This is a genomic window from Cupriavidus sp. 05N38 (assembly GCF_056397345.1).
Genome location: NZ_JBFTNF010000009.1, coordinates 119867 through 136663 on the forward strand (window position 1 = coordinate 119867; position 16797 = coordinate 136663).

A 16797-nucleotide genomic window follows, 5' to 3' on the forward strand; every position below is an offset into this window, starting at 1 on the left:
GACCCGGCTTTAGCGCAAGGTCAAATTACCCTTGAAATTCGCTTTCTTCAGCAGGGACTCATATTGCTGCGACATGACATAGGACTGGACCTGGGCCATGAAGTCCATCGTGACGACCACGATGATCAGCAGCGAGGTTCCGCCAAAATAGAACGGAACGTTCCAGCGCAGTACCAGGAATTCCGGCAACAGGCAGACCAGTGTGATGTAGATCGCACCAGCCAGCGTCAGACGCACAAGGATCTTGTCGATGTAGCGCGTCGTCTGCTCGCCCGGACGAATGCCCGGAATGAAGGCACCGCTTTTCTTCAGGTTATCCGCCACTTCACGGCTGTTGTACACCAGAGCCGTATAGAAGAAGCAGAAAAATACAATCGCAGCAGCGTACAGCAGGATGTAGACCGGCTGGCCCGGCGACAGCGTTGCCGCCAGGTCCTTGATGAACCGGCCTGCAGCGCCCGTCGAGTCAGACGTGAACCAGCCCGCGATGGTCGCCGGGAACAGGATGATCGACGATGCGAAGATCGGCGGAATCACCCCTGCCATGTTCAGCTTCAGCGGCAGGTGCGACGACTGACCGCCGTACACCTTGTTGCCGACCTGACGCTTGGCATAGTTCACCAGGATCTTGCGCTGGCCACGTTCGACGAACACCACGGCGAACGTCACGCCGGCGATGATCGCGACAATCAGGATCGACGCGATGATGCTCATGGAACCAGTGCGAACCAGTTCGAAGAGACCGCCGATCGCGTTGGGCAAGCCCGCCGCGATACCGCCGAAAATGATGATCGAAATGCCGTTGCCSAKACCCCGCTCRGTRATCTGYTCACCCAGCCACATCAGGAACATCGTGCCGGTCACCAGCGTGATCACCGCCGTAGCCCGGAACATCAGACCCGGGTCGATCACCAGGCCGGGCTGAGACTCCAGCGCGACCGCGATCGACAGCGCCTGGAAGGTGGCCAGGACCACCGTGCCGTAGCGCGTGTACTGCGTGATCTTGCGTTGACCCGCCTGCCCTTCCTTCTTCAGCGACTCCAGCTGCGGCAGCACGATCGTCAGCAATTGCATGATGATCGACGCCGAGATGTACGGCATGATGCCGAGCGCGAAGACGGTAAAGCGCGACAGCGCACCGCCCGAGAACAGGTTGAACATCCCGAGGATGCCACCCGACTGACTCTGGAAAAGCTTCGCAAGCTGTTCCGGATCGATCCCCGGCACCGGAATATGCGCTCCGATGCGGTACACGATCAGGGCCAGCACCAGGAACATCAGCCGGCGCTTGAGGTCGCCGTACTTCGCCGTGTTCTTGGCTTGCGTGCTTGCATTGGGTTTCGCCGTGGCCAAACGATGCTCCGACTGTGACTCGCCTATGCTGCGAAATCAGCTGCTAAATTACGCCGCGATCTGACCGCCGGCGGCTTCGATCGCAGCCTTGGCGCCAGCGGTGGCACCCAGACCCTTGATCGTCACCTTGCGGGTCAGCTCACCGGCCTTGATGACCTTGGCGCTCTTGATCAGATCGCCCACCAGGCCAGCCTGCTTCAGAACCAGCAGATCCACTTCGGCAGCTTCCAGACGCTCGATGTCGCGCAGGCTCACCTCGGCGGTGAATTCCTTCGTCAGCGAGGTGAAGCCACGCTTCGGCAGACGACGATACAGCGGCATTTGACCGCCTTCGAAGCCGACCTTGTGGAAGCCGCCCGAACGCGACTTCTGACCCTTGTGACCACGACCGGCAGYCTTGCCCAGGCCGGAGCCGATACCGCGGCCGACGCGACGCTTGGCGTGCTTCGAACCGGCGGCCGGTTTCAGGTTGTTCAGTTGCATCTTGCTCTCCGTGTCCTGTATCAGGCCAGAACCTTGACCAGGTACGACACCTTGTTGATCATGCCGCGCACGGCGGGCGTGTCCTGCAGCTCCGACACCGAGTTGATGCGGCGCAGGCCCAGGCCACGGACGGTGGCGCGATGATCCTCACGCGTGCCGATCAGGCTGCGCACGAGTTGCACTTTTACGGTTTGTTGCGACATTTCGTCCGACTCCTTAACCGAGGATGTCTTCAACCGACTTGCCGCGCTTCGCGGCGATCTCGCCGGGCGTGCTCATCTTCTGAAGACCGTCCAGCGTGGCGCGAACCATGTTGTACGGATTGGTCGAGCCGTGCGACTTGGTCACCACGTTGGTGACGCCCATCACTTCGAAGATCGCGCGCATCGGGCCGCCGGCGATCACGCCGGTACCTTCCTTGGCCGGCATCATCAGCACCTTGGCGGCGCCGTGCTTGCCCACGACTTCGTGTTGCAGCGTGCCGTTCTTCAGCGAGACCTTGACCATCTTGCGACGGGCTTCGTCCATTGCCTTCTGAACTGCCACCGGCACTTCCTTGGCCTTGCCCTTGCCCATGCCGATGCGGCCATCGCCGTCACCAACCACAGTCAGCGCAGCGAAACCGAGAATCCGGCCACCCTTCACCACCTTGGTGACGCGGTTGACCGAGATCATCTTCTCGCGGAGGCCGTCGTCGCGTTCGTCCTGCTGGACTTTTGCTTGCATTTTTGCCATGACGTATCTCTCTATGTGCGCTTAGAACTTGAGACCGGCTTCACGCGCAGCGTCAGCCAGAGCCTTCACGCGACCATGGAAGCGGAAGCCGCCGCGATCGAACGCAACGGTTTCCACGCCGGCAGCCTTCGCCTTTTCGGCGATGCGCTTGCCAATCAGGGTCGCGGCGGCGGCGGTAGCACCGCTGCCAGTCAGTTCCTTGCGCACTTCTGCCTCGACGGTCGAAGCCGAAGCCAGCACTTGCGTGCCGCACGGCGAGTAGACCTGGGCGTAAATATGCGAATTCGTACGGAACACGGTCAGACGATTGATCTTCATCTCCGCGATCTTGGCGCGGGTCTGACGTGCACGGCGCAAACGAGCGTCTTTCTTGTTCATGATTGCACCCCTTACTTCTTCTTGGTTTCCTTCAGGATGACGCGCTCGTCCGAGTAGCGAACGCCCTTGCCCTTGTAGGGCTCAGGCGGACGGTACGCGCGAACTTCCGCGGCAACCTGACCGACTTTCTGCTTGTCCGCACCCTTGATGATGATCTCGGTCTGCGTGGGCGTTGTCGCCGTCACGCCTTCCGGCATCGCATGGATCACGTCGTGCGAGAAACCAAGCTGGAGCTTCAGCGCAGCACCTTGCAGCTGGGCACGGTAGCCCACGCCGACCAGGTTCAGCTTGCGCTCGAAACCGGTGGTCACACCCTTGACCATATTGGCCACCAGGGCGCGCATGGTGCCCTGCAGTGCGTTTGCTTCGCGCGATTCGTCGGCCGGGGCGAAGGTCAGCGTGTCGTTTTCGACCTTGACCTGCACCAGGCTGTGAATCGGCTGCGTCAGCGTGCCGAGCGGGCCCTTCACGGAGAGCACGCCAGCCGCCACATTGACTTCTGCGCCTTTGGGCAGCGCGATGGGAGCCTTACCTACACGGGACATGGTTACTCCTTACGCGACGTAGCAAAGAACTTCGCCGCCCACGCCAGTGGCACGTGCCTTGCGGTCGGTCATCAGACCCTGCGGGGTCGAGATGATCGCGACGCCCAGGCCGTTCATCACTTGGGGAATGTCGCTGCGGCCCTTGTACACGCGCAGACCGGGCTTCGAGACGCGCTCAATGCGCTCGATGACCGGACGGCCGGCGTAGTACTTCAGACCGATGCTCAGTTGTGCCTTGCCGCCTTCTTCCTTCACGGCGTAGTCGTCGATATAGCCTTCGTCCTTCAGGACCTTGGCGATTGCCACTTTCAGCTTCGACGACGGCATGACAACCGACGCTTTCTGCACGCCTTGGGCGTTGCGGATGCGCGTCAGCATATCGGCGATAGGATCGCTCATGCTCATACTGTTTCTCCTGTAGCCTGTGCGTAATTACCAGCTGGCTTTCGTCAGACCCGGGATTTCGCCACGGAAGGCGATTTCACGGATCTTGTTACGCGCCAGGCCAAACTTGCGGAAGGTACCGCGGGGACGACCGGTGATCGCGCAGCGATTGCGCTGACGGGTCGGGTTCGCGTTGCGCGGGAGCTGTTGCAGCTCCAGACGTGCGCCATAACGCTCTTCTTCCGACTTTTCCTGATCGTCAATAATGGCCTTGAGGGTTGCGCGCTTGTCGGCATACTTTGCCACGAGCTTGGCGCGCTTCTTCTCACGTTCAATCAGAGCCAATTTAGCCACGGTAACCCCTTAATTGCGGAACGGGAACTTGAATGCGCCGAGGAGTGCCTTGGCTTCCTCGTCATTCTTCGCCGTCGTCGTGATGCTGATGTTCAGACCACGCAGTGCGTCGATCTTGTCGTACTCAATTTCGGGGAAAATGATCTGCTCTTTCACACCGATGTTGTAGTTGCCACGACCATCGAACGAGCGGCCCGACACACCACGGAAGTCACGCACGCGGGGCAGTGCCACGGTGACGAAACGATCCAGGAATTCGAACATGCGCTCGCCACGCAGCGTCACCATCGCGCCGATGGGATAACCCTGGCGGATCTTGAAGCCGGCGATTGCCTTCTTGGCCTTGGTCACCACCGGCTTCTGACCGGCGATCTTGGTCAGGTCGCCCACGGCCAGCTCAATGACCTTCTTGTCATTGATGGCTTCGCCAAGGCCCATGTTCAGGGTGATCTTGGTGATGCGCGGCACTTCCATGACCGACTTGAAACCGAACTGTTCGATCAGCTTCGGTACGACCTGTTCTTTGTAAAACTCTTGCAGACGTGCTGTCATGCTCAACTCCTATCCTTGCCCAGAATCAAGCTGCCACGACGGCGCCGGTGGTCTTCAGCACGCGCACGCGCTTGCCGTCTTCCACCTTGATGCCGACGCGCGACGGCTTGCCATTGGCATCCACGAGCGCAACGTTGGAAATATGCAGCGGCATGACCTTGTCGACCACACCACCAGTGGTGCCCAGCATCGGGTTCGGACGTGCGTGCTTCTTGGCAACGTTCACGCCGTCAACCACGACCTTGTCGCCGAGCATGGCTTGCACGGTACCGCGCTTGCCCTTGTCTTTGCCGGTCAGGACGATGACTTCGTCGCCTTTGCGAATCTTGTTCATGGCGGCTCCTTACAGCACTTCCGGCGCGAGCGACACGATCTTCATGAAGCGCTCGGTACGGAGTTCACGAGTCACCGGCCCGAAGATACGGGTGCCGATCGGCTCGAGCTTGGTGTTCAGCAGGACAGCGGCATTGCTGTCGAACTTGACGAGCGAACCATCAGCGCGACGCACGCCCTTGGCGGTACGCACGACGACGGCATTGTAAATATCGCCCTTCTTCACGCGACCGCGCGGCGCTGCGTCCTTGACGGTCACCTTGATGATGTCGCCCACGCTCGCATAGCGGCGCTTGGACCCACCCAGCACTTTGATGCACAGTACTTCGCGCGCACCAGTGTTATCGGCCACTTCGAGCCGGCTTTCTGTCTGAATCATGGTGTTATCTTCCCAACTTAATCCACCGGGCAACGCCCGCCGGTCAGTCTTGGTCCCGTCGGTCTCCGGCTTTGCGCCAGCAACCGTTTGGGTTGATCAACTTTGAAGTCGGTAGTTACCAGGCGGCCTGAACATGGTTAATCAGGAGCCGCTCGGCCTAGGTTCGCTCAGTCAATTCGCCGGGGTGATACAGCTAAGGCGAATGCAACAAAGCGGAAGTCCAGGATTATAGCACATAACCCTGGACTCGCAAGTCAACCGCAAACCTTGTGGTTTTTAGATGACGCGCGCAGCTTCGACCAGACGGGAAACCACCCAGGACTTGGTCCGCGAGAGCGGACGCGATTCCTGGATCTCGACCTTGTCGCCTTCCTTGTACTGGTTGGCTTCGTCGTGTGCGTGGTACTTCTTGGAACGCAGCACGTACTTGCCGTACAGGGGATGCTTGACGCGGTTTTCGATCARGACCGTGACGGTCTTGTCCATCTTGTCGCTAACTACACGGCCGACCAGAGTGCGGCGAAGCGACGATTCCGTTTGTGCAGTTTCAGTCATTTCGTGGTCGCCTTCTCGTTCAGCACGGTTTGCACCCGCGCGATGTCCTTGCGCACCTTCTTCAGCTGGCTGGTGTTCTGCAGCTGTTGGGTGGCCTTTTGCATGCGCAGGCTAAATTGGGCCTTCAGCAGCTCGGAGAGCTCCTGGTTCAGCCCTGCGGCATCTTTGCCGCGAAGTTCGGATGCTTTCATCCCTGCTCTCCTTACGTCCCGACCTGGCGCACCACGAAATTGGTGGCGATCGGCAGCTTGGCAGCTGCGAGGCGGAACGCCTCACGTGCCAGCTCTTCCGTCACGCCATCCATTTCGTACAGCATCTTGCCCGGCTGGATTTCTGCCACGTAGTATTCCGGATTGCCCTTACCGTTACCCATACGGACTTCGGCGGGCTTCTTCGAGATCGGCTTGTCCGGGAAAATCCGGATCCAGATGCGGCCGCCACGCTTGATGTGACGGGTCATCGCACGACGTGCCGACTCGATCTGGCGAGCCGTCAGACGGCCACGGCCCATTGCCTTCAGGCCGAATTCACCGAAAGACACGGCGTTGCCACGGGTAGCCTTACCCGTGTTGCGGCCCTTCTGCTCCTTGCGGTATTTTCTGCGCTTAGGTTGCAGCATCGTTATTCTCCACTCTTCGCATCTGCGCCAGGCCCAGCGCGGCGACCGGCACCGGCACCAGCACCACCGCGGCGGTTGCCGCCCGGACGGCCTTCGCCTTCACGGCGGCGGCCTTCGGGACGACCCGGGCGACGGCGACGTTCGTCTTGCGGCTCTTCCACCACCGGCGCGTCGTTGCGGCCGAGGTGATCACCCTTGTAGACCCACACCTTGACACCGATGATGCCGTAGGTGGTTTCTGCTTCGGAGAAGCCGTAGTCGATGTCGGCGCGCAGGGTGTGCAGGGGCACACGGCCTTCGCGATACCATTCGGTACGTGCGATTTCGATGCCGTTCAGACGACCGGCGCTCATGATCTTGATGCCCTGGGCACCGAGGCGCATCGCGTTCTGCATCGCGCGCTTCATGGCGCGGCGGAACATGATGCGGCGCTCGAGCTGCTGGGTGATCGAGTCGGCGATCAGCTGCGCATCGGTTTCCGGCTTGCGGATTTCCTCGATGTTCACGTGCACGGGCACACCCATGCGGCGTTGCAGCTCAGCCTTGAGCAGTTCGATGTCCTCGCCCTTCTTGCCGATGACCACGCCCGGACGCGAGCTATAAATGGTCAGGCGTGCATTGCGGGCGGGGCGCTCGATGACGACGCGGCCAACCGAAGCGTTCTTGAGCTTCTTCTTCAGAAACTCGCGAACTTCGATGTCTTCCTTCAGCATGCCGGCGAACTTCGTGTTGTTGGCGTACCAACGCGAAGCCCAGTTACGGCTGACGGCCAGACGGAAGCCAGTCGGATGAATCTTCTGTCCCATCGTGACTCCTTAGTTGCCGAGCGTCACAGTGATGTGACAAGTTTGTTTCTCGATGCGGTTGCCGCGGCCCTTTGCTCGTGCCGTGAAACGCTTGAGCGAGGTTGCCTTGTCGACGAAGATGGTCTTGACCTTCAGTTCGTCGATGTCGGCGCCTTCGTTGTGCTCGGCGTTGGCGATGGCCGATTCGACCACCTTCTTCACGATCCCTGCAGCCTTTTTCGGGCTGAACGTCAGGACGTTGAGCGCGCGCTCGATCGGCAGACCGCGGATCTGGTCGGCGACCAGGCGAGTTTTCTGGGCGGAGATGCGGGCACCGCGATGAATCGCTTTCACTTCCATGATGGCACCTTACCTCTTCGCTTTCTTGTCAGCCGCGTGGCCCTTGAACGTACGCGTGAGCGCAAATTCGCCGAGCTTGTGGCCGACCATGTTTTCCGAAACGTACACCGGCACGTGTTGACGGCCGTTGTGGACGGCGATCGTCAGGCCGATGAATTCCGGCAGAATGGTCGAGCGACGCGACCAAGTCTTGATGGGCTTCTTGTCCTTGCCGCCCGTGGCCGCTTCCACCTTTTTCAGCAGGTGGGCGTCACAGAACGGACCCTTTTTTGCGGAACGTGTCATGTCTAGGCTCCTACCTACCGATTAACGCTTATGGCGGCGCTGCACGATCATGCTGGCAGTGCGCTTGTTGCTGCGGGTACGGTAACCCTTGGCCGGGGTACCCCACGGCGAAACCGGGTCACGACCAGCAGCGGTCTTGCCTTCACCACCACCGTGCGGGTGGTCCACCGGGTTCATCACAACGCCACGCACCGTCGGGCGGATACCGCGCCAACGGGTTGCGCCGGCCTTGCCGATGACGCGCAGGCTGTGCTCTTCGTTGCCGACTTCGCCAATGGTGGCACGGCATTCGATGTGCACGCGACGCACTTCACCCGAGCGCAGACGCACTTGAGCGTAGATGCCTTCACGAGCCAGCAGCACGGCGGAACCGCCGGCGGCGCGGGCGATCTGGGCACCCTTGCCAGGCAGCATTTCCACGTTGTTGATCGTGGTACCGACCGGGATGTTGCGGATGGGCAGGTTGTTACCAGCCTTGATCGGCGCTTCCGAGCCGTTCATCAGCGGCTGGCCAGCTACCATGCCCTTCGTGGCGATGATGTAGCGGCGTTCGCCGTCGGCGAACAGCACCAGCGCGATATTGGCGCTGCGGTTCGGATCGTATTCCAGGCGCTCGACCTTGGCGGCGATGCCGTCCTTGTCGTTGCGCTTGAAGTCGACCACGCGGTAGTGGTGCTTATGACCACCGCCCTTGTGGCGGGTGGTGATGTGACCGTTGTTGTTACGGCCCGACTTCTGGAATTGCTTTTCCAGCAGCGGAGCATGGGGCGCGCCCTTGTGCAGGTTGGGGTTAACAACCTTCACCATGGAGCGACGGCCCGGGGACGTCGGCTTGGTCTTGACGAGTGCCATGATTACTTGGCCTCCGCTTCAAAATTGATTTCCTGACCCGGCTTGAGCGAAACGTAAGCCTTCTTCACGTGGTTGCGACGCCCCATGAAGCGGCCAAAGCGCTTTTGCTTGCCCTTTTGGTTCAGGATCTGAACGGACTGCACCTCGACCTTGAACAGCAGTTCGACCGCCGCCTTCACGTCTGCCTTGTTGGCATCGCGAGCGACTTCGAACACGACTTGTTCGTTCTTGTCGGCGACCAGGGTTGCCTTTTCGGAAACCACCGGGGCGAGCAGCACCTGCATCAAACGATGATCGTTCTTGGCTACTTGCGTCATTTCAGCAACTCCTCGATCTGCGCGACGGCTGCCTTGGTCACCAGCACCTTCTTGTAGTGCACGAGCGACAGCGGGTCAGCCTGGCGCGGCTCGACAACTGCCACGTGCGGCAGGTTGCGCGAAGCCAGGTAGAGGTTTTCGTCGAGGCTGTCGGTGATGATCAGCACCGAGTCCAGGCCCATGGCCTTGAACTTGTCGGCCAAGAGCTTGGTCTTGGGCGCATCGACGGTGAAACCTTCCACCACGTTGATACGACCTTCACGTGCGAGCTGCGAGTAAATCGAGCGCATGCCGGCACGGAACATCTTCTTGTTGACCTTCTGCGTGAAGTTCTCTTCCGGCGAATTCGGGAAGATGCGGCCGCCCCCGCGCCACAGCGGCGAGGAAGACATACCGGCACGAGCACGGCCCGTACCCTTCTGACGCCACGGCTTCTTGGTCGTGTGCTTGACCTCTTCACGATCCTTCTGCTTACGGTTACCGCTGCGAGCGTTGGCCTGGTAAGCGACGACGATCTGGTGAACGAGGGCTTCGTTGTAGTCACGGCCGAAGACTTCGGGCGAGGCGTCAACGCCTGCGCCGACTTGGCCATTGTCCTGAAGGAGCTTGAGTTCCATTGATTCGCTCCTTAAGCTTTGGCTTTGGCCTTGACGGCCGGGGTCACGATGACCTTGCCGCCCTTGGAACCGGGGATCGCGCCCTTGACCAGCAGCAGCTTGCGCTCTGCGTCGATCTTGGCGATTTCCAGGTTCTGGACGGTGCGGGTGACGTCACCCAGGTGGCCCGTCATGCGCTTGCCGGGGAACACACGGCCCGGATCCTGCGCCATACCGATGGAACCCGGCACGTTGTGCGAACGCGAGTTACCGTGGGTGGCACGACCGGATGCGAAATGGTGGCGCTTGATGGTACCGGCGTAGCCCTTACCGATGGTCACGCCCTGGACGTCGATCTTCTGACCGACTTCGAACAGGTCGACCGACAGCGAACCGCCAGTTTGCAGTTCGCCAGCCTTAGCGGCATCGATACGGAATTCGCGGATGATTTCGCCAGCTTCGACACCGGCTTTGGCGAGGTGACCCGCCAGCGGCTTGGTGACGCGGCTAGCGCGGCGTGCGCCGAAAGTGACTTGAACCGCGGTATAACCGTCGGTCTCGTCCGTCTTGATTTGCGTCACGCGGTTGTCGCCGACCTCGACCACGGTAACGGGAATCGAATCACCGTCGTCCGTGAAAATACGGGTCATGCCAACCTTGCGACCTACAAGGCCAAGGCTCATGGTTTGCTCCATTCCCAGCTGCGATTGGCCGGGGCTGATTGATACACGAAAACTGTGTGTTTGCAGTACAAGGGCTTGCGCTAAAGAAGACTGCGCATGGCCAAAATGGCCAGCCCGATTACCCATAGACAAACGGGTAGCCTTACACTATATCCGACTGGTTTGGAAAGAGCAAGAGTTTGAGTGGGAGGTAGTGACGGTGCGCGGGGCTGCGTGTTGCTTTATGGCGTTTTCCCGCTCTTTTGCCGTCGGATCGCGGCGCGATTGTGCTGCTTTCGCTCCTCACCGGCTCCGCGTTGCGGGGTTCGCGCCGCGGATGGCCCCGGTCCGGGCCTCCCATCGCCGCCGGCGATTCCCCAAGGGTCTTACGGCCCGACCCTGACGAACTCGCCGCCATAGAACACCAGTGGGTCCCCCTCCCCCACCTCAAACCCTTCGACCGCGCCCACGATCAGCAGGTGATCCCCCACCGGATCGGCGCGCTCGACGCGGCAGGCAAGCGTGGCCAGCGCTTCTTCCAGGTACGGCACCCCGCGCTCGCAGCACCGGTGCGCGATGCCCGCGAACTTGTCCTCGGCCGGCGTCGCGAAGCGGCGCGCCAGTCCCCCCTGCCCTGCGCGCAGGATGCTGACGCCGAAACTGGCGCCAGCGGCGAAGTGCGCGACATTCGGCGAATGCAGGGCCAGGCTCCAGAGGATCAGCGGCGGCGCCAGCGACAGCGAGGCGAAGGAGTTGATGGTAAGGCCGATCGGGCGGCCGCCAGCGCCGCGCGCGCCGATGACCGCCACGCCCGTCGCATAGCGCCCGCAGGCGCGCCGCAGGGCCCGGGGGTCGTGCATCGCTTGGGCGACCGCCATCTCACGCCGCCCTTGGCAGATGCCGGTCGATCAGTTGCTGGCAGGCTGTGGGATCCGCCCACCAGGGGAAGAAGTCCGGCGGATTGTCGAAGCCGTTGGCGATGCGCGCGGCCAGTGCCGGCGCCTGCCCGGCGGCGCCGAGCAGCGACAGGATATGCGGCGGCGGCGGCGTGAGCAGGGAGTTGGTCCAGTTCACCACGTCGCCGGCGTACTGCCAGTACCGCGCGAAGGTCTGCTCCATCCAGCCAGCATCGAAGGCGCGCTCGCCGTGCGTGACGATGGCGTCGAGGTAGACCTTGCAGCACTTGGCGGCGTTGTTCGAGCCCTGCCCGGTGATGGGATCGTTGACTACCACCGCGTCGGCCATGCCGAAGACCAGCTTGCCGGATGGCAGCGTCATGACAGGATGGCGCACGGTCGGCGTGAAGCGGCCGGCCAGGATGCCCTGCTCGTCGGTCAGCGTCACCGCCTCGCAGCGTTGCGCCTCCCACGGCAGCCACGTGCGCAGGATGCGCAGGCTTTCGGCGAGGTGCTGCTCCGGGGTGCGGGCTTCGGCCCAGCGATCCATCGGGCCGCCCGGCACGCCTTCGAACACCATGATCTCGCAGGGCCCGCTGAGCGTCAGCGCGGGGAAGACGAAGTACTCGCCGATGCCCGGGATCAGGTTGAAGGCGACGCGCGAGTACGGGCTGCTGGGCCGCATGCCGTTCACATAGGTCAGCGCCAGCGCGCGCTGGGGCGCGGTGAAGGGACTGCGGGCGGGATCGCGCTCGAAGCGGCTCACGATCTCACCCTTGCCGGCGGCGAGCAGCACCAGGTCGTGCTCGCCTGCCAGCGCCTCCAGCTCGGCCACGCCGGCGTCGGCGATACGCAGGTCGCCGCCGCGCTGCGCGAAGGCCTCCATCCAGGCGGGCATCTTGAGACGCTGGTCCACTGCCAGTGCCGGACGCTCGAGGCGGGCGGCCCAGTCGATCAGCTTCGCACCGGGCTGCTCGGGGTGCGGCACCRCCAGGCCGATGCCTTCGACGGGCGGGCACGTATCGTCCCACCAGCCGAGCCCGAGTTCGCGCTCGCACTGCAGGGCGCGGTCGAACATGCACTGGCTGGACATGACTTTGCCCGCGCGGACCTGGTCCGGCGTGCGGTTGGTCATCAATGTCACCTGGTAACCCCGGGCCTGCAGGCCGAGGGCCATCTGCAGGCCGGACTGGCCGGCGCCCACGATGGCAATGCGTTGGCTCATGGCAATCTCCTCGATGCGGATAGCGCGCTTGGAATGACGGTCTGGATTGGCGGTCCGGCGCCGGCTCGTGCCGGCCGCCCTCGGGCTGCGTGGCGTCAGCCTGCGAGCCGTGGAATCGCGGGGACGTTCTGCTCCGGCCCCATCGCCGCGTAGCCGCCATCCACGGCATAGTCGGCGCCGGTGACGAAGCTGGCGTGGTCGGAGCAGAGGAACAGCACGACCTGGGCCACTTCGTCGGGCTCGCCGGCGCGGCCGAGCAGGTGGAAGTCGGCCGCCACGCGATCGGTGCGCTCGCGGTTGCCGCCGCTGACCTCGTCCATCAGCCGGCACCAGGTCCAGCCGGGCGAGACGGCGTTGACGCGAATGCCGTCGGGCGCGAGGTCCATGGCCATGCTGCGCGTGAGTTGCCGGATCGCCGCCTTGGAGGCGGGATAGAGCCAGCGCCCGGTCTGCGCCACATTGGCCGAGATGCTGGTGAAGTTGACGATGGCGCCGCCGCCGCGCTCGCGCATGACGCCGTGCACGGCCTGCGCCAGCATCACGCCGGATACGACGTTGACGTCGAGCGCGGCAAGCCAGTCGCGGCGGCCTGACCTGAAGCCGTCGTCGAGATAGGTACAAGCCAGGTTGACCAGGTAATCGATGCCGCCGAAATGCTGCTTCACCTGCGCCACCGCGGCACCGACCTGGACGTCGTCGGTGATGTCGGTGCGCACGAACAGCGCCCGTTCGCCGAGTTCTGCGGCGATGCGCTCGCCGCCGGCGGCGTCGATGTCGAGTATGGCTACCCGCGTGCCGGCCTGGGCGAAGGCCCTGGCCACGCCCGCGCCGATCAGGGTGGCGCCGCCGCTGACGATGGCGACCTTGTCCTGCAGTCCTTTCATGACGTTGTCTCCCGATGATGGGGCGTCGCCGCACAAGGCGGGCGCGCCCTTTTTGAAATATGAATACGTCGCGACGAGATCAGGATCCCTTCGAAGGCGGCGGCTACTTGCCTTCGCTCTCCTGCCAGCGCGCCATCAGCGTGTTCGACGGCAGCGTTTCATCGAGCAGCTTGCGCGCCGTTTCCACGCCGGCCACGGGCAGGCCCGCGGGATCGAGCTTGCCGATCTGCACCAGCACGCTGGCCTGGTCCCAGTAGATGTGCTCGTGATAAAGCTTGTCGCCGCGGAACTTGACGATGGCGATGAGCGGGACTTCCACCCGCTTGCCGGTCGGCGGCACGCCCGGAAGCATCCAGTCGATCTCGCAGGTATGGGTGAAGCAGAACAGCATCTCGTCGACGATCTGGCTGGCACCTACCGTGCGTGAGAGCGGGATCAGCGTGGTGTCGGGCGGATTGCTGTGGACGAAATGGTTCTTGTAGAAGCGCTTGAGCTGGCTGTGGCCCACGCCGCCGGTCATGGTCGGGATATGGTTGACGTAGGGCTGGGCCACCATCGTCGCCATGGTTGCGTCGACATCGCGGGTGGCGAATTCGTATTCGCAATGCTTGTCCCACAACGCCGAGAAGTCGTAGTACGGGCCCATCTCGGCGCGCAGCGCGCCGATCGAGCGCTGGTGCGCCATCAGCGCAGAGGGGCGGTCATAGTGCTCGCCGCCGGCGCGCGCGAAGGCGTGGTCGACGTCGGGGTAGACATAAAGCTCGATGCCGTCGCGGCCGCCCAGCGCGGCGCGGATCTGCGCCTGTGCCTCGGGTGGGCAGAAGCCGTCGCGCTGGGCGACATGCAGCACCAGGCGGCCCTTGATATGGCGGGCCTCATCCAGCGCGCGTTCGATGCCGACCCCGTAGTACGCTACCGCGCAAGCCACCTCGTCGAGCCGGCAGGCGGCCAGGTAGGCCAGCTTGCCGCCCAGGCAGAAGCCGAGCACGCCGGCATGCCCCGCGCATTCGGGGCGCGCGCGCAGCGCGGCAAGCGTGGCGCCGACGTCCTGCACGCCAAGGTCTTCGTCGAACCGCTGGTAGAGGCCGAGCGCGCGCTGGAAATCTTCGCCGCGCTCGTCCAGCTCGATGCCGGGTGCGAGGCGCCAGAACAGATCCGGGACCAGCACCGTGTAGCCCTCCTCGGCGTAGTAGTCCGCCACCGCTCGCATGGTGGCGTTGACGCCGAAGATTTCCTGGCACAGCACGATGCCGGGGCCCTTGCCCGCCGCGGGTGTGGCCAGGTAGGCGTTGAACGCACCGCTGCCGTCGGCGGCTTGGATCTGGATGGTCTGGCCCATGAGCTGCGTTCCTTTCTTGTCTTGTCGGGGGGTTGGGGCTGCCGTGCTGGATTCCATGATGGGATATCCGCACTGCAGCAAGCTAGCCGCCGGATGCAGCGGCTATCCGATTAGTGCAGGAAAATGCCGGCCCGGGCAAGGGACGCGCGAAACCGGGGCGCGGCGATCCACTATAGTGGTGCGAAGGAACCCGCCCGCGCGGGACCGTGGAGCCACCCCCAGCAACGGCGCGCACTGACGCCGAGGAGCGAGACAATGCCGCAGCCCCCCGCTGCCACGGCCGCCGAGCCGCTGGCAGGCGCCCTGCTGTCAGACCCAAGCCGGCTGGTCTTCGCCTCGACCGACCACGCGCGCACCCGTGCGGCGGTCGGCGCGGTCTTCAAACCCCACAAGCTCACCATTGCCGGCACCCTGCTGGCCGCGCGCATGCATCACGCGCCACTCGGCGCGGTATCGTTCAACCGGTTGTCCTACGGGGCCGAGGTCCGGATCGAGCCGGGCCCGCTCGAGGATTTCCTGCTGGTGYAGATGCCTGTCGCCGGGCATGCCGAGATCCGCTGCGGACGCCAGCACATCGTTTCCGACCAGGACACCGCCTCGGTGCTGACGCCCGCCGATCCGCTACAGATGCGCTGGAGCGCCGATAGCGACCAGCTGATCGTGCGCGTGGAGCGCGGCGCGCTGGAGCGGGTCTGCGCGGCCCACCTTGGCCATCGCCCGCAGCAGGCGCTGCGCTTCGAACTTGGCATGGCCTGGCGCCGCCAGGCATCCTGGTACCAGCTGATGCACTACCTGGCGGAGCTGCTCGCGCTGGCGCCGGACGCGGCGCGGCATCCGCTGACCGCCTGCCAGCTCGAGCAGCTCGTGATCGGAACGCTGCTGACGGTGCAGCCGAACAATCTCAGCGATGCGCTGCAGGCACGGGGCAAGCCGCTGGCGCCGCGCCATGTCAGGCTGGTGGAGGAATACATCCATGCGCATGCCCATGCGCCGCTGACGCCGGCGGTGCTGGCCGAGGTGGCCGGCGTCAGCCTGCGGGGCCTGTACGCGGGCTTCCGCGAGCATCGAGGCATCAGCCCCATGGCCTATCTGCGCGCGGTGCGGCTCGAGCGCGTCCGGCACGATTTGCTCAACGACAAGACCGTCGACTCGGTGACGGCGGCGGCGCTGCGCTGGGGCTTCAGCCACCTGGGGCGGTTCAGCGTGGAGTACCGCAAAAGCTTCGGCGAACCGCCGGGCCGGACCTTGCGGCGGCGCGGACCGCCGTAAGGGTGCGCAGCCGCGCACGGCACAGGAGCCCAAAAGCAAAAACGGCGAACCGAAGTTCGCCGTCTCTGTTGCCCGAGGCCGCCGGAGCGGCCTTGCGCGGAATGACTTTACACCTTGATTTCGACGTCGACGCCTGCCGGCAGGTCGAGCTTCATCAGTGCGTCAACGGTCTTGTCGGTAGGATCGACGATGTCCATCAGGCGCTGGTGAGTGCGGATCTCGAACTGATCGCGGCTGGTCTTGTTGACGTGCGGCGAACGCAGGATGTCGAAGCGCTGGATGCGGGTCGGCAGGGGCACCGGGCCCTTGACGATCGCGCCAGTACGCTTGGCGGTATCCACGATTTCGGCTGCCGACTGGTCGATCAGGCGATAGTCGAAAGCCTTCAGGCGGATACGGATCTTCTGGTTCTGCATGATATTTCCTTAAAAGAGCGATGGGCGCGAGCGCCCTGGAACATGGGAAAAGGCCAGCGGTATTGTACCGCCAGCCAGTTCCAGGAAGTTTTTTATCAGTCGAGGATCTTTGCCACGACGCCGGCGCCGACGGTACGACCGCCTTCACGGATGGCGAAACGCAGGCCTTCTTCCATGGCGATCGGGGCGATCAGCTTGACGGTGATCGACACGTTGTCGCCGGGCATGACCATTTCCTTGT

General features: G+C 63.3%; 28 protein-coding genes. 1 reads left to right on the top strand and 27 read right to left on the bottom strand.

What is annotated here, in order from left to right; all coding sequences use genetic code 11:
* Window positions 1-9: 9 nt before the first annotated feature.
* The 25 genes from secY to AC1DK4_RS09215 form a co-directional block, all read right to left on the bottom strand.
* Window positions 10-1353 carry a preprotein translocase subunit SecY gene (gene secY, locus AC1DK4_RS09095; protein ID WP_477131485.1) on the bottom strand — a complete coding sequence of 448 codons (1344 nt, stop codon included), beginning with the start codon at window positions 1351-1353 and terminating at the stop codon, window positions 10-12.
* Between the two features lie 48 nt (window positions 1354-1401).
* Window positions 1402-1836: a 50S ribosomal protein L15 gene (gene rplO, locus AC1DK4_RS09100; RefSeq protein WP_477131486.1), complete on the bottom strand. Its 435-nt coding sequence runs from the start codon at window positions 1834-1836 to the stop codon at window positions 1402-1404.
* A gap of 20 nt (window positions 1837-1856) precedes the next feature.
* Window positions 1857-2039, bottom strand: coding sequence for a 50S ribosomal protein L30 (rpmD, locus tag AC1DK4_RS09105; RefSeq protein WP_006160440.1), 183 nt, complete (start codon window positions 2037-2039; stop codon window positions 1857-1859).
* Window positions 2040-2052: 13 nt separating this feature from the next.
* Window positions 2053-2571 (bottom strand): 30S ribosomal protein S5, encoded by a 519-nt coding sequence (gene rpsE / locus AC1DK4_RS09110; RefSeq protein ID WP_006160449.1) that lies wholly within the window; start codon window positions 2569-2571, stop codon window positions 2053-2055.
* A 21-nt stretch (window positions 2572-2592) separates the two neighbouring features.
* A complete protein-coding gene (rplR, locus tag AC1DK4_RS09115) occupies window positions 2593-2949 on the bottom strand; it encodes a 50S ribosomal protein L18 (RefSeq protein ID WP_441617956.1) in 357 nt (118 codons plus the stop codon).
* A gap of 11 nt (window positions 2950-2960) precedes the next feature.
* The gene (rplF, locus tag AC1DK4_RS09120; RefSeq protein ID WP_441617954.1) at window positions 2961-3494 is read right to left on the bottom strand and encodes a 50S ribosomal protein L6; all 534 of its coding nucleotides are present in this window, start codon (window positions 3492-3494) and stop codon (window positions 2961-2963) included.
* A 9-nt stretch (window positions 3495-3503) separates the two neighbouring features.
* The gene (gene rpsH / locus AC1DK4_RS09125; protein ID WP_017225229.1) at window positions 3504-3899 is read right to left on the bottom strand and encodes a 30S ribosomal protein S8; all 396 of its coding nucleotides are present in this window, start codon (window positions 3897-3899) and stop codon (window positions 3504-3506) included.
* Between the two features lie 27 nt (window positions 3900-3926).
* Window positions 3927-4232 carry a 30S ribosomal protein S14 gene (rpsN, locus tag AC1DK4_RS09130; protein ID WP_035807814.1) on the bottom strand — a complete coding sequence of 102 codons (306 nt, stop codon included), beginning with the start codon at window positions 4230-4232 and terminating at the stop codon, window positions 3927-3929.
* A gap of 9 nt (window positions 4233-4241) precedes the next feature.
* Window positions 4242-4784, bottom strand: coding sequence for a 50S ribosomal protein L5 (gene rplE / locus AC1DK4_RS09135; RefSeq protein WP_441617951.1), 543 nt, complete (start codon window positions 4782-4784; stop codon window positions 4242-4244).
* 25 nt (window positions 4785-4809) lie between these two features.
* Window positions 4810-5118, bottom strand: a complete 309-nt coding sequence (rplX, locus tag AC1DK4_RS09140; RefSeq protein WP_441617949.1) for a 50S ribosomal protein L24 — start codon at window positions 5116-5118, stop codon at window positions 4810-4812.
* A gap of 9 nt (window positions 5119-5127) precedes the next feature.
* The gene (rplN, locus tag AC1DK4_RS09145; protein ID WP_017225233.1) at window positions 5128-5496 is read right to left on the bottom strand and encodes a 50S ribosomal protein L14; all 369 of its coding nucleotides are present in this window, start codon (window positions 5494-5496) and stop codon (window positions 5128-5130) included.
* Between the two features lie 276 nt (window positions 5497-5772).
* A complete protein-coding gene (gene rpsQ / locus AC1DK4_RS09150) occupies window positions 5773-6051 on the bottom strand; it encodes a 30S ribosomal protein S17 (protein ID WP_020203849.1) in 279 nt (92 codons plus the stop codon).
* Window positions 6048-6242 carry a 50S ribosomal protein L29 gene (rpmC, locus tag AC1DK4_RS09155; RefSeq protein ID WP_020203850.1) on the bottom strand — a complete coding sequence of 65 codons (195 nt, stop codon included), beginning with the start codon at window positions 6240-6242 and terminating at the stop codon, window positions 6048-6050. Before rpmC ends, rpsQ begins: the two co-directional genes overlap by 4 nt.
* Before the next feature lie 11 nt (window positions 6243-6253).
* Complete coding sequence (gene rplP, locus AC1DK4_RS09160; RefSeq protein ID WP_006160465.1) at window positions 6254-6670, bottom strand: 50S ribosomal protein L16; 417 nt, start codon at window positions 6668-6670, stop codon at window positions 6254-6256.
* A gap of 2 nt (window positions 6671-6672) precedes the next feature.
* The gene (gene rpsC, locus AC1DK4_RS09165) at window positions 6673-7476 is read right to left on the bottom strand and encodes a 30S ribosomal protein S3 (protein WP_441617947.1); all 804 of its coding nucleotides are present in this window, start codon (window positions 7474-7476) and stop codon (window positions 6673-6675) included.
* A gap of 9 nt (window positions 7477-7485) precedes the next feature.
* A complete protein-coding gene (gene rplV / locus AC1DK4_RS09170; protein WP_020203852.1) occupies window positions 7486-7815 on the bottom strand; it encodes a 50S ribosomal protein L22 in 330 nt (109 codons plus the stop codon).
* 9 nt (window positions 7816-7824) lie between these two features.
* On the bottom strand, window positions 7825-8100 hold the full coding sequence (gene rpsS / locus AC1DK4_RS09175) for a 30S ribosomal protein S19 (RefSeq protein ID WP_420994480.1): 276 nt from the start codon (window positions 8098-8100) through the stop codon (window positions 7825-7827).
* 21 nt (window positions 8101-8121) lie between these two features.
* Complete coding sequence (rplB, locus tag AC1DK4_RS09180) at window positions 8122-8952, bottom strand: 50S ribosomal protein L2 (RefSeq protein WP_441617944.1); 831 nt, start codon at window positions 8950-8952, stop codon at window positions 8122-8124.
* Window positions 8953-8954: 2 nt separating this feature from the next.
* The gene (gene rplW, locus AC1DK4_RS09185; RefSeq protein ID WP_006160473.1) at window positions 8955-9269 is read right to left on the bottom strand and encodes a 50S ribosomal protein L23; all 315 of its coding nucleotides are present in this window, start codon (window positions 9267-9269) and stop codon (window positions 8955-8957) included.
* Window positions 9266-9886 carry a 50S ribosomal protein L4 gene (gene rplD / locus AC1DK4_RS09190; RefSeq protein WP_441617942.1) on the bottom strand — a complete coding sequence of 207 codons (621 nt, stop codon included), beginning with the start codon at window positions 9884-9886 and terminating at the stop codon, window positions 9266-9268. Before rplD ends, rplW begins: the two co-directional genes overlap by 4 nt.
* 11 nt (window positions 9887-9897) lie before the next feature.
* Window positions 9898-10548, bottom strand: a complete 651-nt coding sequence (rplC, locus tag AC1DK4_RS09195; RefSeq protein ID WP_441617940.1) for a 50S ribosomal protein L3 — start codon at window positions 10546-10548, stop codon at window positions 9898-9900.
* Between the two features lie 365 nt (window positions 10549-10913).
* Window positions 10914-11405, bottom strand: coding sequence for a flavin reductase family protein (locus AC1DK4_RS09200; protein WP_441617938.1), 492 nt, complete (start codon window positions 11403-11405; stop codon window positions 10914-10916).
* Window position 11406: 1 nt separating this feature from the next.
* Window positions 11407-12648 (bottom strand): styrene monooxygenase/indole monooxygenase family protein, encoded by a 1242-nt coding sequence (locus tag AC1DK4_RS09205; RefSeq protein ID WP_477131487.1) that lies wholly within the window; start codon window positions 12646-12648, stop codon window positions 11407-11409.
* Between the two features lie 95 nt (window positions 12649-12743).
* On the bottom strand, window positions 12744-13532 hold the full coding sequence (locus tag AC1DK4_RS09210) for an SDR family oxidoreductase (protein WP_441617934.1): 789 nt from the start codon (window positions 13530-13532) through the stop codon (window positions 12744-12746).
* 103 nt (window positions 13533-13635) lie between these two features.
* On the bottom strand, window positions 13636-14871 hold the full coding sequence (locus tag AC1DK4_RS09215) for a dienelactone hydrolase family protein (protein WP_441617932.1): 1236 nt from the start codon (window positions 14869-14871) through the stop codon (window positions 13636-13638).
* A gap of 255 nt (window positions 14872-15126) precedes the next feature.
* Here AC1DK4_RS09215 and AC1DK4_RS09220 point away from each other — a divergent pair, with 255 nt between their 5' ends.
* Window positions 15127-16140 (top strand): AraC family transcriptional regulator, encoded by a 1014-nt coding sequence (locus AC1DK4_RS09220; protein WP_477131488.1) that lies wholly within the window; start codon window positions 15127-15129, stop codon window positions 16138-16140.
* Between the two features lie 107 nt (window positions 16141-16247).
* Here AC1DK4_RS09220 and rpsJ read toward each other — a convergent pair whose 3' ends face one another.
* Window positions 16248-16556: a 30S ribosomal protein S10 gene (gene rpsJ / locus AC1DK4_RS09225; RefSeq protein ID WP_006160488.1), complete on the bottom strand. Its 309-nt coding sequence runs from the start codon at window positions 16554-16556 to the stop codon at window positions 16248-16250.
* A 95-nt stretch (window positions 16557-16651) separates the two neighbouring features.
* Window positions 16652-16797, bottom strand: a 146-nt coding sequence (locus AC1DK4_RS09230; protein WP_477101491.1) for an EF-Tu C-terminal domain-related protein, incomplete at its 5' end; no start/stop codon positions are given.

Excerpts from the sequence above, each read along its gene's own strand:
- rpmD (WP_006160440.1), bottom strand. The coding sequence starts at position 2,039 with ATGTCGCAACAAACCGTAAAAGTGCAACTCGTGCGCAGCCTGATCGGC.
- rpsE (WP_006160449.1), bottom strand. The coding sequence starts at position 2,571 with ATGGCAAAAATGCAAGCAAAAGTCCAGCAGGACGAACGCGACGACGGC.
- rplR (WP_441617956.1), bottom strand. The coding sequence starts at position 2,949 with ATGAACAAGAAAGACGCTCGTTTGCGCCGTGCACGTCAGACCCGCGCC.
- rplF (WP_441617954.1), bottom strand. The coding sequence starts at position 3,494 with ATGTCCCGTGTAGGTAAGGCTCCCATCGCGCTGCCCAAAGGCGCAGAA.
- rpsH (WP_017225229.1), bottom strand. The coding sequence starts at position 3,899 with ATGAGCATGAGCGATCCTATCGCCGATATGCTGACGCGCATCCGCAAC.
- rplE (WP_441617951.1), bottom strand. The coding sequence starts at position 4,784 with ATGACAGCACGTCTGCAAGAGTTTTACAAAGAACAGGTCGTACCGAAG.
- rplX (WP_441617949.1), bottom strand. The coding sequence starts at position 5,118 with ATGAACAAGATTCGCAAAGGCGACGAAGTCATCGTCCTGACCGGCAAA.
- rplN (WP_017225233.1), bottom strand. The coding sequence starts at position 5,496 with ATGATTCAGACAGAAAGCCGGCTCGAAGTGGCCGATAACACTGGTGCG.
- rpmC (WP_020203850.1), bottom strand. The coding sequence starts at position 6,242 with ATGAAAGCATCCGAACTTCGCGGCAAAGATGCCGCAGGGCTGAACCAG.
- rplP (WP_006160465.1), bottom strand. The coding sequence starts at position 6,670 with ATGCTGCAACCTAAGCGCAGAAAATACCGCAAGGAGCAGAAGGGCCGC.
- rpsC (WP_441617947.1), bottom strand. The coding sequence starts at position 7,476 with ATGGGACAGAAGATTCATCCGACTGGCTTCCGTCTGGCCGTCAGCCGT.
- rplV (WP_020203852.1), bottom strand. The coding sequence starts at position 7,815 with ATGGAAGTGAAAGCGATTCATCGCGGTGCCCGCATCTCCGCCCAGAAA.
- rpsS (WP_420994480.1), bottom strand. The coding sequence starts at position 8,100 with ATGACACGTTCCGCAAAAAAGGGTCCGTTCTGTGACGCCCACCTGCTG.
- rplB (WP_441617944.1), bottom strand. The coding sequence starts at position 8,952 with ATGGCACTCGTCAAGACCAAGCCGACGTCCCCGGGCCGTCGCTCCATG.
- rplW (WP_006160473.1), bottom strand. The coding sequence starts at position 9,269 with ATGACGCAAGTAGCCAAGAACGATCATCGTTTGATGCAGGTGCTGCTC.
- rplD (WP_441617942.1), bottom strand. The coding sequence starts at position 9,886 with ATGGAACTCAAGCTCCTTCAGGACAATGGCCAAGTCGGCGCAGGCGTT.
- rplC (WP_441617940.1), bottom strand. The coding sequence starts at position 10,548 with ATGAGCCTTGGCCTTGTAGGTCGCAAGGTTGGCATGACCCGTATTTTC.
- AC1DK4_RS09200 (WP_441617938.1), bottom strand. The coding sequence starts at position 11,405 with ATGGCGGTCGCCCAAGCGATGCACGACCCCCGGGCCCTGCGGCGCGCC.
- AC1DK4_RS09210 (WP_441617934.1), bottom strand. The coding sequence starts at position 13,532 with ATGAAAGGACTGCAGGACAAGGTCGCCATCGTCAGCGGCGGCGCCACC.
- AC1DK4_RS09215 (WP_441617932.1), bottom strand. The coding sequence starts at position 14,871 with ATGGGCCAGACCATCCAGATCCAAGCCGCCGACGGCAGCGGTGCGTTC.
- rpsJ (WP_006160488.1), bottom strand. The coding sequence starts at position 16,556 with ATGCAGAACCAGAAGATCCGTATCCGCCTGAAGGCTTTCGACTATCGC.